The sequence below is a fragment of the Streptomyces sp. NPDC031466 genome (assembly GCF_055581265.1).
The window spans coordinates 88,560-100,577 of the sequence record NZ_JBVIJT010000002.1 but is presented as its reverse complement, the minus strand read 5'-3'; the positions used below and the strand labels follow the sequence as shown (position 1 = coordinate 100,577).

At 71.3% G+C, this 12,018-nt stretch carries 10 protein-coding genes; 6 read left to right on the top strand and 4 right to left on the bottom strand.

Annotation, left to right across the window (positions count from 1 at the left end):
- Window positions 1–241 precede the first annotated feature (241 nt).
- On the top strand, window positions 242–2,974 hold the full coding sequence (gene aceE, locus ACZ5GP_RS03305) for a pyruvate dehydrogenase (acetyl-transferring), homodimeric type (protein ID WP_468749147.1): 2,733 nt from the start codon (window positions 242–244) through the stop codon (window positions 2,972–2,974).
- A gap of 255 nt (window positions 2,975–3,229) precedes the next feature.
- A complete protein-coding gene (locus ACZ5GP_RS03300) occupies window positions 3,230–4,024 on the top strand; it encodes a potassium channel family protein (RefSeq protein WP_468749672.1) in 795 nt (264 codons plus the stop codon).
- A gap of 333 nt (window positions 4,025–4,357) precedes the next feature.
- Here ACZ5GP_RS03300 and ACZ5GP_RS03295 read toward each other — a convergent pair whose 3' ends face one another.
- Window positions 4,358–4,771 (bottom strand): peptidase inhibitor family I36 protein, encoded by a 414-nt coding sequence (locus tag ACZ5GP_RS03295; RefSeq protein WP_468749146.1) that lies wholly within the window; start codon window positions 4,769–4,771, stop codon window positions 4,358–4,360.
- Window positions 4,772–5,086: 315 nt separating this feature from the next.
- Between ACZ5GP_RS03295 and ACZ5GP_RS03290 the strand changes: the two genes are divergently transcribed.
- Together ACZ5GP_RS03290 and ACZ5GP_RS03285 are read left to right on the top strand one after the other, a co-directional pair.
- Window positions 5,087–6,298 carry an alpha/beta hydrolase gene (locus tag ACZ5GP_RS03290; protein ID WP_468749145.1) on the top strand — a complete coding sequence of 404 codons (1,212 nt, stop codon included), beginning with the start codon at window positions 5,087–5,089 and terminating at the stop codon, window positions 6,296–6,298.
- A 75-nt stretch (window positions 6,299–6,373) separates the two neighbouring features.
- Entirely contained in the window at window positions 6,374–7,255 is an 882-nt protein-coding gene (locus ACZ5GP_RS03285; protein WP_468749144.1) for a DUF4429 domain-containing protein, read from the top strand.
- Window positions 7,256–7,324: 69 nt separating this feature from the next.
- Here the strand turns inward: ACZ5GP_RS03285 and ACZ5GP_RS03280 are convergent, their stop codons facing one another.
- Window positions 7,325–8,326, bottom strand: a complete 1,002-nt coding sequence (locus ACZ5GP_RS03280; RefSeq protein ID WP_468749671.1) for an aldo/keto reductase — start codon at window positions 8,324–8,326, stop codon at window positions 7,325–7,327.
- Window positions 8,327–8,407: 81 nt separating this feature from the next.
- Window positions 8,408–8,872, bottom strand: coding sequence for a MerR family transcriptional regulator (locus ACZ5GP_RS03275; protein ID WP_468749143.1), 465 nt, complete (start codon window positions 8,870–8,872; stop codon window positions 8,408–8,410).
- A gap of 154 nt (window positions 8,873–9,026) precedes the next feature.
- Between ACZ5GP_RS03275 and ACZ5GP_RS03270 the strand changes: the two genes are divergently transcribed.
- On the top strand, window positions 9,027–9,842 hold the full coding sequence (locus tag ACZ5GP_RS03270) for a serine hydrolase domain-containing protein (RefSeq protein WP_468749142.1): 816 nt from the start codon (window positions 9,027–9,029) through the stop codon (window positions 9,840–9,842).
- Window positions 9,843–9,930: 88 nt separating this feature from the next.
- Here the strand turns inward: ACZ5GP_RS03270 and ACZ5GP_RS03265 are convergent, their stop codons facing one another.
- Complete coding sequence (locus ACZ5GP_RS03265; RefSeq protein WP_468749141.1) at window positions 9,931–10,605, bottom strand: pirin family protein; 675 nt, start codon at window positions 10,603–10,605, stop codon at window positions 9,931–9,933.
- A 59-nt stretch (window positions 10,606–10,664) separates the two neighbouring features.
- Here ACZ5GP_RS03265 and ACZ5GP_RS03260 point away from each other — a divergent pair, with 59 nt between their 5' ends.
- Window positions 10,665–11,930, top strand: coding sequence for a PucR family transcriptional regulator (locus ACZ5GP_RS03260; protein WP_361080854.1), 1,266 nt, complete (start codon window positions 10,665–10,667; stop codon window positions 11,928–11,930).
- Window positions 11,931–12,018 lie beyond the last annotated feature (88 nt).

Genomic DNA, 12,018 nt, shown 5'->3' with positions numbered 1-12,018 from the left:
GACGTTCCCCGCCGTGTCGCCGCAACTGCCGCCTCATCCGTACGGGACCGAACGGCTCTGCGAAGCGGCTAGGCAGGATGGGCGTATCGTTGCGATTTGGTCGAGCCTACCCCAGGGACACTGGGTGATCGCCTCGGTTACCCATTGGTAGAGATGACGTCCGCGTCAGCCGGGTACACGATGGGGAGCGGTGTACGGCCAGGCAGAACCCAGGCGAGAGCCCCAACAGCGAAGGAACAGCGTGGCTTCCGGATCCGATCGCAACCCGATCATCATTGGCGGCCTGCCGAGTCAGGTCCCGGACTTCGATCCCGAGGAGACCCAGGAGTGGCTGGACTCCCTCGACGCCGCGGTCGACGAACGCGGCCGCGAGCGGGCCCGCTACCTGATGCTCAGGCTGATCGAGCGCGCGCGCGAGAAGCGCGTGGCCGTCCCCGAAATGCGCAGTACGGATTACGTCAACACGATCGCCACCAAGGACGAGCCGTTCTTCCCCGGCAACGAGGAGATCGAACGCAAGGTCCTGAACGCGACCCGCTGGAACGCCGCGGTGATGGTCTCGCGCGCCCAGCGCCCCGGCATCGGGGTCGGTGGCCACATCGCCACCTTCGCCTCCTCCGCCTCGCTCTACGACGTGGGCTTCAACCACTTCTTCCGCGGCAAGGACGAGGGCGACGGCGGCGACCAGATCTTCTTCCAGGGGCACGCCTCCCCCGGCATCTACGCCCGCGCCTTCCTCCTGGACAGGCTCTCCGAGCAGCAGCTCGACGCGTTCCGCCAGGAGAAGTCCAAGGCGCCGTACGGCCTGTCCTCATATCCGCATCCCCGGCTGATGCCGGACTTCTGGGAGTTCCCGACCGTCTCCATGGGCCTCGGCCCGCTCGGCGCGATCTACCAGGCGCGGATGAACCGCTACATGGAGGCGCGCGGCATCGCCGACACCTCCAAGTCGCACGTCTGGGCCTACCTGGGTGACGGCGAGATGGACGAGCCCGAGTCGCTCGGCCAGCTCTCCATCGCCGCCCGCGAGGGCCTGGACAACCTCACCTTCGTCGTCAACTGCAACCTCCAGCGCCTCGACGGCCCGGTGCGCGGCAACGGCAAGATCATTCAGGAGCTGGAGTCCCAGTTCCGCGGCGCCGGCTGGAACGTCATCAAGCTCGTCTGGGACCGCAGCTGGGACCCGCTGCTCGCCCAGGACCGGGACGGCATCCTGGTCAACAAGCTGAACACCACCCCCGACGGCCAGTTCCAGACGTACGCGACCGAGACCGGCGCCTACATCCGCGAGCACTTCTTCGGCGACGACCACCGCCTGCGCGCCATGGTCGAGAACATGACCGACGAGCAGATCCTGCACCTGGGCCGCGGCGGTCACGACCACAAGAAGGTCTACGCGGCCTACGCGGCGGCCAAGGCCCACAAGGGCCAGCCGACGGTGATCCTCGCCCAGACGGTCAAGGGCTGGACCCTCGGCCCGAACTTCGAGGGCCGCAACGCCACGCACCAGATGAAGAAGCTGACGGTCGACGACCTCAAGGGCTTCCGCGACCGTCTGCACATCCCGATCACGGACAAGCAGCTGGAGGACGGCGCCCCGCCGTACTACCACCCCGGCCGTGACTCCGAAGAGATCCAGTACATGCACGACCGCCGCAACAGCCTGGGCGGCTACGTGCCGACCCGCGTCGTGCGCGCCAAGCCCCTCCAGCTCCCCGAGGACAAGACGTACGCGACCGCGAAGAAGGGCTCGGGTCAGCAGTCGATCGCCACCACCATGGCGTTCGTCCGCATCCTGAAGGACCTCATGCGGGACAAGGAGATCGGCAAGCGCTTCGTGCTGATCGCCCCTGACGAGTACCGCACCTTCGGCATGGACGCGTTCTTCCCGAGCGCGAAGATCTACAACCCGCTCGGCCAGCAGTACGAGGCCGTCGACCGCGAGCTGCTCCTCGCCTACAAGGAGTCGCCCACCGGCCAGATGCTGCACGACGGCATCTCCGAGGCGGGCTGCACCGCCTCGCTGATCGCCGCCGGCTCGGCGTACGCCACCCACGGCGAACCCCTCATCCCGGTCTACGTCTTCTACTCGATGTTCGGTTTCCAGCGCACCGGCGACCAGTTCTGGCAGATGGCCGACCAGTTGGCGCGCGGTTTCGTCCTCGGCGCGACCGCCGGCCGCACGACGCTGACCGGCGAGGGCCTGCAGCACGCCGACGGCCACTCGCAGCTGCTCGCCTCGACCAACCCGGGCTGCGTCGCCTACGACCCGGCCTTCGGTTACGAGATCGCGCACATCGTCAAGGACGGCCTGCGCCGGATGTACGGCCCCGAGAGCGAGGACGTCTTCTACTACCTCACCGTCTACAACGAGCCGATCCAGCACCCGGCCGAGCCGGCGGACGTCGATGTCGACGGCATCCTCAAGGGCATCTACCGCTTCCAGTCCGGCGAGCAGGGCGCCATCCCGGCCCAGATCCTCGCGTCCGGTGTCGCCGTCCCGTGGGCGGTCGAGGCCCAGCAGATCCTCGCCTCGGAGTGGAACGTCAAGGCGGACGTCTGGTCGGCGACCTCCTGGAACGAGCTGCGCCGCGAGGCCGTGGACGTGGAGCGCCACAACCTCCTGCACCCCGAGGAGGAGCAGCGCGTCCCGTACGTGACGCAGAAGCTCTCCGGTGCCCAGGGTCCGTTCGTGGCCGTCTCCGACTGGATGCGGAGCGTGCCCGACCAGATCTCCCGCTGGGTGCCCGGCACGTACCAGTCGCTGGGCGCGGACGGCTTCGGCTTCGCCGACACCCGGGGCGCCGCCCGCCGCCACTTCCACATCGACGCGCAGTCGATCGTGGTCGCGGTACTGACCGAGCTGGCCCGCGAGGGCAAGGTCGACCGCTCCGTCCTGAAGCAGGCGATCGACCGCTACCAACTGCTGGACGTCACGGCCGCCGACCCCGGCGCGGCCGGCGGCGACGCGTAGCCGCTCTCGCGGGACGCCTTTGCGGAGGGCGACGGGCCATGGGCCCCGTCGCCCTTCGGCGTTTCCTACGATGCGCCCATGAAGGAACGACCGCCGCAGGTGCGCGGTGAGCGCACATTTCGGGACCGCCGCCGGGAGCGGCAGCACGGGAGATCGGATCGCCCGGGGCGCGGGAAGGCGGGGCGCTGGGAGCAGAGCCGCTGGGCGAAGGACCGCTGGGAGCAGCTCACCCAGGGGCCGCTCCTCGGGCTCGCTGTGGCGTTCGCCGTCGCGTACGCCGTGCCGATCGTCGTGCCCGACGCGAATCCGGCCGTGTCGCGGGCCTGCACGGTCGTGGAGTGGGTCGTCTGGGGTTCGTTCGCCTTCGACTATCTCGTGCGCCTCCTCCTCACCGATCACCGCGGACAGTTCATCCGCACGCACTGGCTCGACCTGTGTGCCGTGATCCTTCCGATGATCCAGCCGCTGCGGCTGCTGCGGCTCGTCTCCACGCTGATGCTCGTCGGCCGGCGTGCCCGCATGGCGTCGCAGATCAGATTGACGACGTATGTGGTGGGCTCGGTGGTCGGCCTGCTGATGTTCGGTTCCCTCGCGGTGCTCTCCGTGGAGCGGGACTCACCGAACGGGAACATCAAGACACTGGGTGATGCGGTGTGGTGGTCCTTCACCACCATGACGACGGTCGGTTACGGCGATCACGCTCCGACGACGGGCCTCGGCCGGGTGCTCGCGGTCGGGTTGATGCTGTCGGGCATCGCGCTGCTCGGTGTGGTCACCGCCAACATCGCGGCGTGGTTCATCGCCCGCTTCGAGAAGGACGATGTGGAGGAGCGGCGCCAGACGGCCGCCATCGAGGCGTTGACGGCCGAGGTGCGGGCCCTGCGTACGCAGGTGACGGCTCTGACGGGGGCGGGCTCGGCGCCTCGTCCGGTGACCGGGGAGGGCGCCGTCGGGGAGGCCGTCGCCCGCGAGGCCGCTGCCGGGGAGGCCGCCACCCGGGATGCCGCTGCCCGGGAGGCCGAGGCGCTCGGCGGGCGAGGGACGGCCTGACCTGCGGCGGGGCGGCACGCCGGCCCAGCTGCGTCTCAGGGCGGGACGGCACGGCACGGTTGCACCTCAGGGCGGGGCGGCGGCCCGGTTGCGCCTCAGGGAGAGCCAGCCGCCGGCGATCGCCGGCGGGCCGAGGGCGATCCCCGGTCCGGAGAACCCGGCGAGCGCGCGGATGGCTCCGACCCTTGCGAGCGTCGCGCGGTCCGGCCCGCCCCGCGACCACGTGCGGCCGCGTGAGCGAGGGTTCTCGCGCGTGCTGTGTCCGAAGCCCGAAGGCCGCCGTCATCGCCTTTGATGCGGCCGATTCGGGCCCGACACCGCGAGTACCCCCACTCAGCTTTCCCAGACCTTGAAGGCCCGTACGCGGTAGGGGGATTCGGGCGCCCAGGTGCCGCTGCCCGGGTAGGTGCTGAATTCACCGGTCTCCGCGCATTTGGCGGACTGGTACGCGGTGACGGGGCGGCCGGTGCGGTTGGAGACGGCCTGCGCGCTGCCCCCCTCCGGCAGCGCGATGCAGCTCTCGATGTCGATGTCGGTCAATTCGTAGGCGTGCCGCACGCCCTTGAATCCCGTCTTCTCCCAGAAACACACCGCGCCGGGGTCGCACCTGCCGAGCGTCGGCGGCGCGGCGGCCGCGAGGTGTGCGGGAGAGAGGATCAGCGCGGTGAGCCCGGCGAGTGCGGTGAGTGCGGCGGCCGTGACGGTCGTGACGGTCGTGGGCATGGTCCTGGGCGTGGTCGTACGCATGTGTTCAACCCCCGTGTGGTGTGGATCAGTTGTCCGCGTCGTGCGGACCTCACGTCAGAACTGTGGACCGACCGACCGCGCCGTCGGAAGGGGTACGAATGTGCGTCACCCGGATAGGCGAAAGCCCCCCAGAATGCCCCTTAAGGGTTCCCCCTGCACCACACCCCCGGCTCACGCTTCCCACCCGCACGTCGCACACGGAGCGTGACGACACCACTCAAACGCGCCCGCTTTTACCCCGATTACCCACTCGAAACCGTGATCTGCCTCACGCGATGCACGGTATGCCTGGGGGTTCTCCTAGGCTGTTCCGCAGTGACTTCCTTCGACTCATCCCCTCAACTCAACGCCTGGCGCACTCTGCTCGCGCTGGCCGTCGTGTTCGTCATGCTGGCGACCACGGGCTGGACCGCCGTACGCGACCACAAGGGCGAGTCCTCGCCCCTGGAAGCCGCGCGCTCCGCATGGGAGCGCGGCAGCATAGGCGGACACGCGCTGCCCGACCCCGACGGTCCCGCCGCCCGGCTCGGCCACTTCTTCGCCTCGCTCGACGAGCAGCAGCGCGACCGGCTCGCCGGCCGCTATCCCCTCGCCGTCGGCAACATGAACGGCGCGCCCGTGGAGCTGCGCTACCGCGCGAACCGCATCGCCCTGGCGCAGGCCCGCAAGGTCGAGCGGGAGCGCATGCGCGACAAGCGCCTCTCGCCCTTGGGGCAGCAGGAGGCCGAGCGCAGGATGAAGCGGTTCGGGGTCATGATGCGTCCCGGCCGGCACGTCCTCGCCTTCGATCCCATGGGTTCCGGGCGCATGGCCGAGGTCTTCGGGGATCTCGACAAGGCGCGCCGGGTCTCCGTCGTGGTGCCCGGCGTCGACACCACCGTGCTGACGTTCGAGCGGACGTTCCGCAAGTACTCGGCTCCGGTGGGCATGGCGAAGGCGCTCTACCGCGAAGAGCGCGCCGTGGACCCGCGCGCGCGTACCGCCGTGATCGCCTGGGCCGACTACACCGCGCCCGTGGGCATCGGCGTGGACGCGGCCACGGCCATGCGCGCCGAGAGCGGGGCGGCACGCCTCGACTCCCTGGTGCGGGCGCTGCCCGGACGCTCCCCCGTGGCGCTGTACTGCCACAGCTACGGCTCGGTGGTGTGCGGGGTGGCCGCGCGGACCCTGCCCGACCGGGTCACCGACATCACGGTCGCGGGCAGCCCCGGCATGCGCGCCGAGACGGCGTCGCAGCTGGGCACCAAGGCCCATGTCTGGGCCGCGAGGGACAGCGACGACTGGATTCGGGATGTGCCGCACATGGAGGTCGGCGGGCTCGGCCATGGCGCGGACCCGGTGTCCGGCGGCTTCGGCGCGCGGGTGCTGTCCGCGGCGGGCGCGGCCGGGCACACCGGTTACTTCGAGCCCGGCACGCAGAGCCTGCGCAATTTCGCCGAGATCGGCACCGGCGCCTACCGCGAAGTGCGGTGCGCGAGCGGGGACGGGGCCTGCCGGAAAGGCCTTTTTGGCGCGGCAGCGGCCTGACGCGCGTAGAAATCGTCGAAACAGCGGCCCGCCGCAGGAGGGACGGAGGCACGCGTGCCGCCTACGATGAGCCGCATGGGTGATGTTCTGGCCGGATTTCACGCCGCCTGGGAGTTCGAGTCCGACTCCGTGCTCATCCGCTTCGAACGGGGGATCCGCACACCGAAGCTCTACCAAGCACTCGGTGAGCGGCGTATCCCGCTTGAGGCGATCGCAGCGGTGACACTCTCCGCGGGCAAACGCGGGACCGTCGTCCTGCATGCCGTGCCGAGACCGGGCGCCGATCCGCTGATGGAGGCGGCGGCGGGGCAGCTCAAGGACGGCTGCGACCCGTATCGCCTGGTGCTGCCGGCCGAGCGGGAGACGCTCGCCGAGTACTACGCGGACGAGCTGCGGGCGCGGCTCCCGGCGCCCGACCGCGGGCCCTGCGATCGCTACCTGGTGGCCGCGCCCGAGGCTCCGCTGCAGTTCAAGGCGTACGACGGCAAGGCGTCCTTCGACGGCAAGCAGGTGTCCTTCCGGTGGTTCTGGACGGGTGCCTCGTCGGCGAAGTGGAAGGCCGGGGACCAGACCTTCTCCGTGACGGACCTGTGCGGCATCGAGTGGCGTTCACCGGAGGTCTTCGAAGGCCATCTGAGGCTGCTGCGCAGGGAGAGCCCTGTCGCGCAGCCCGCGCAGGCCGACCAGGACCCGGCGGCCGTCGTCTTCGGTCTCGGCTACGGCCCGGTCCACGAGTCGCTGCCGTTCGCCGCGTCGGTCCTCGCCGCCGTACGGGCGTCGGGGCCGCTCGCGCCGAGCGACGGTGTCGGCGCGAGCGTGGCCGCCGCCACGGTCGTCCGCCGCGACCCGGCCGACATCGCGGACCGCATCCGGCACCTGGGCGAGCTGCACCAGGCGGGCCTCCTCACGGACGACGAGTTCACGCTGAAGAAGGCCGAGCTGCTGGCGGAGCTGTGAGCGGCCGGCGCGCCGGCGCGATGCGGGGGCGGTGCGGCCCGGTCGCTCCCGGCCCGTCGTGCGGCCCGGTTACTCCCGGCCCGCCGAGGTGAAGGTCATGTCGGCGTACCGGTCGCCCGCGACCTCCGCGGCGATGGGGTCGAGCAGGGCGAGTTCGTCCTCGGTGAGGGTGATGCGGGTGGCCGCGGTGTTCTCCTCGACGCGGGTGCGCTTGCGGGTGCCCGGGATCGGGACGACGGACAGGCCGTGGACCGCGGACCGCTGCTGCACCCAGGCCAGGGCGATCTGGCCGAGGCTCGCGCCGTGGGCGTCGGCGACCGTGCGGACGGGGGCCAGCAGGGCCGCGTTGGCGGCGGCGTTGGCTCCGGTGAAGCGGGGCTGCTGGCGGCGGAAGTCGTCCTCGCCGAGCTCCTTGTCGGCGTGGACGAACGCGCCGGTGAGGAAGCCGCGGCCGAGCGGCGAGTAGGGCACGAGGGCCACGCCGAGCCCGGCGGCCGCGGGGACCACGCCTCGCTCGATGTCGCGGCTGAAGAGCGACCATTCGGACTGGACGGCGGCGATGGGGTGGACGGCGTGGGCGGCACGCAGCTCGTCGCCGGTGACCTCGCTCAGGCCGAGGTGCTTGACCTTGCCCGCGGCGACGAGTTCGGCCATCGCGCCGACCGTCTCCTCGATGGGGACACTCGGGTCCCGGCGGTGCATGTAGTAGAGGTCGATGACGTCCGTGCCGAGGCGGCCGAGGCTGGCGTCGACGCTGGAGCGGATGTAGGAGGGGGAGTTGTCGATGCGCCGCTTCGTCGGCTCGTTCGGGTCGATGGCCAGGGCGAACTTGGTGGCGATGACGATCTCGTCGCGGTGCGCCTTGAGGAAGGGGGCGAGGAACTTCTCGTTCTCCCCCATGCCGTAGACGTCGGCGGTGTCGTAGAGGGTGACGCCCAGTTCGAGGGCGCGCTCCAGGGTCGCCCGGGCCTCGTCGGTGTCGGTGGGGCCGTACGCGAAGCTCATGCCCATGCAGCCGAGGCCCTGGACACCGACCTCGGGGCCGTCGGTGCCGAGGCGGCTCGTGGCCATGCCGTGAGCATTGGCGTCGGGCGTCGTCGTCTTGCCGGGCGTCGTCTTGTCAGGCGTCGTCTTGTCAGCGGTCATCGCAGTTCAGAGCCTCTCCGGCGCCGTGCGGGCGCCAGCGTACGTATTGATCTTGTGGTCGAGGACCGCGAGCGTGTCCTGCAGCTCCGCGATGCGGGCGCGGACGTCGTGTCGGGTCCGCTCCAGGAGGTCCTGGCGCTCGGAGAAGGTGTGCTCGCCTTCCCGCACCAGTTCGGCGTAGCGGACCATGCCCGCGACGGGCATGCCGGTCAGGCGGAGTTTGCCGACGAAGGCGAGCCAGTCCAGGTCGCGGTTGCGGTAGCGGCGCTGGCCCGTGTGGGAGCGGTCGATGTGGGGCATCAGGCCGATCCGCTCGTACCAGCGCAGGGTGTAGGCGGTGAGGCCGGTGAAGGCGGCGACTTCGCTGATCGTGTAGTGGTCCTGCCCGTCCGGGCGGCGCGGCCCGGCGGGCGCCGGGGCGCAGGGGTCGGCCGGGTGGGCCGGCGCGGGCGTGGTCTCCATCACCGTCATGTCCCTCACGCTATGACCTTGGAGTGCGCTCCAAGCAAGTGGGTCAGGAGGAATTCCCGGGAACATCTCACCTGACGAGCGGGCCCGGGAGCCCGACCTCCACCAGGCGCCCCCGGCGCCCCCGGAGTCCCCGGGAGGAATTAGGCTCGGCGGCATGCAGAGCTTGGCGATGATCGAGAACTGGCCGGTCCCCACCGCTGCCGCCGCTGTCGTCCGCGCGGACGGGACGATCGCCGGGGCGCACGGGCCGACGGACCGGCGCTTCGCACTCGCCTCGGTGACCAAGCCGCTCGCGGCGTACGCGGCGCTGGTCGCGTACGAGGAGGGCGCGGTCGAGCTGGACGAGCCCGCCGGGCCCGAGGGGTCGACGGTGCGGCATCTGCTCGCGCACACCAGTGGACTCGCCTTCGACGAGCACCGGGTGACGTCGGCGCCGGGGACGCGGCGGCTGTACTCCAACGCGGGGTTCGAGGTCCTCGGGGATCACATCGCCAAGGCGACGGACATCCCGTTCGCGGAGTACCTGCGGCAGGCGGTGCTGGAGCCGCTCGGGATGAGCGCCACGGCGCTGGAGGGCGGCGGCTCGCCGGCCAAGGACGCGGTGTCGAGCGTCGACGACCTCGTCAGGTTCGCCGCGGAGGTGCAGGCGCCTCGGCTGCTGGACGCGCGGACGGTGGCGGCGGCGATGACGGTGACGTATCCGGGGCTGAAGGGTGTGCTGCCGGGCTACGGGCACCAGAATCCCAATGACTGGGGCCTCGGGTTCGAGATCCGGGACGCCAAGGCGCCGCACTGGACGGGCAGTACGTCTTCGCCTCGGACCTTCGGGCACTTCGGGCAGGCGGGGACGTTCTTGTGGATCGACCCGGACGCGGGGGCGGCCTGTGTCGCGCTGACCGATCGGCCCTTCGGTCCCTGGGCCGTCGAGGTCTGGCCCGCGTTCACCGACGCGGTGCTCGCCGAACTCTGACGCGGCCGCACGGCAAGCGCCCCGCACGGCAAGGACCCCGCCAGGCAAGGACCCCGCCCGGCGAAGGCAGGCGTGCCCCCGTTGCCCGTCAGCCCCGCTCGGCCCCCGTCATCTCCCACACCAGCAGCTCCGCCGGGGTGCTCGCCCCGGCTATCGCCTCCAGGGCGCTCTCGTCCGTGGCCCGCGCCGAGTCCCCCTGCCCCAAGTGGTGCTCGCCCAGCCGTATTTCACCGCGGACGACGTGGACGTAGGTGAAGGGGGCGTCCGGCAGGGCGGTGCGTTCGTCCGGGGCCAGGCGGCGGATGTGGAGCAGGGCGCCGGCGCCGGGGATCTCGTACGGGGTGGAGTCGGCGATCCCGTGGACGACCGCGTAGGACGGGTCGCCGCCCGGGGAGAGCGGGGCCAGCCACATCTGGACGAAGACGAGGGGGGTGTCGCCGTCGTTGCGCTCCACGTGGCGCACGCCGCCCCCCGCGGAGAGGTGCTGGAGGTCGCCGGGGCGCACGAGTGACTCCCGGCCCGTCGAGTCGCGGTGGGTCAGCTCGCCCGCCACGACCCAGGTCACGATCTCGGTGTGGCTGTGGGGGTGTTCGTCGAAGCCCGCGCCGGGCGCGAGGCGTTCTTCGTTGCAGGCCAGGATCGCGCCGAAACGGAGGTTGTCGGGGTCGTAGTGGGGCCCGAAGGAGAAGGCGTGGAAGGACTCGATACCGGCCTCCGCCTCCCCGCCGCGGTACCGGTCGCCGGAGCGCCGCAGGTCTATCACGGACCCCACGTTAGCCCCGGCACCGCATGTCCCCGCCCCGATAAGGCAGTCTTGTCCCCGTGCCCGAACCCTCAGCGAACGAAGACCGCCAGGAGTCCCCGCCGGGGTCCGCCCCCGGGTCCCCCTCGGATCCGGGAGCCGGGCCCGGCCGGGACCGCCGCACCCCGCACGCGCACACCGCGACCCTCAAGCGCCTGGAGAAGTCGTCGGGGAGCCTCGCGGCGCAGGCGATCGCGCGCATGGACGAGACGCTGTCCTGGTACCGGGCCATGCCGCCGGAGAACCGCTCCTGGATCGGCCTGGTCGCGCAGGCCGGCATCGCCGCGTTCACCGAGTGGTTCCGGCAGCCGGACGCCCCGCAGGCCATCTCCACCGACGTCTTCGGGACCGCCCCCCGCGAGCTGACCAGGGCGATCACCCTGCGCCAGACCGTGGAGATGGTGCGTACGACGATCGAGGTGATGGAGTCCGCGATCGACGAGGTGGCGGCCCCGGGCGACGAGTCCGTGCTCCGTGAGGCGCTCCTCGTCTACGCCCGTGAGATCGCCTTCGCCACCGCCCAGGTGTACGCGCAGGCCGCGGAGGCACGCGGTGCCTGGGACGCCCGGCTCGAATCGCTCGTCGTGAACGCGGTGCTCTCCGGCGAGGCCGACGAGGGTGCCGTCTCCCGCGCCGCCGCGCTCGGCTGGAACTCCCCCGAGCACGTGTGCGTGCTCCTCGGCACCGCCCCGGACGGCGACAGCGAGCTGACCGTGGAGGCCATCCGACGCGCCGCCCGGCACGCGAAGTTGCAGGTCCTGACGGGCGTCCTCGGGGCTCGCCTGGTCGTGATCGCGGGCGGCAGCGACAATCCGCTGGCGGTCGCGAAGGCACTGATCGGGCCGTATGCCGCCGGCCCCGTGGTGGCCGGGCCGATCGTGCCGGACCTGCTCGCCGCGACGCGTTCCGCGCAGGCGGCGGCCGCCGGGCTCAAGGCGAGCATCGCCTGGCAGGACGCCCCGCGGCCCGTCCTCGCGGACGATCTGCTGCCGGAGCGCGCGATGGCCGGGGATCCCTCGGCCCGCGAACAGCTGGTGGAGGAGATCTACAGACCGCTGGAGGAGGCGGGCTCCGCGCTCCTGGAAACACTCAGCGTCTATCTGGAGCAGGCGAGCAGCCTGGAAGGCGCCGCGCGGATGCTGTTCGTTCACCCCAACACCGTGCGCTACCGGCTCCGACGTGTGACTGACGTCACCGGATGGTCGCCCTCCGACGTGCGCTCCGCGTTCACACTGCGCATCGCGCTCATCCTGGGGCGTCTGGCCGACGGGGATCCTCAGTCGTAGGATTTTGTGGAGCCCCTACAATTCCCCCACCCGTTCTTCGTCCCTGTCCCCACGGGCGGCTCAGGCCGTCGACAAGAGAGAGTGTGAG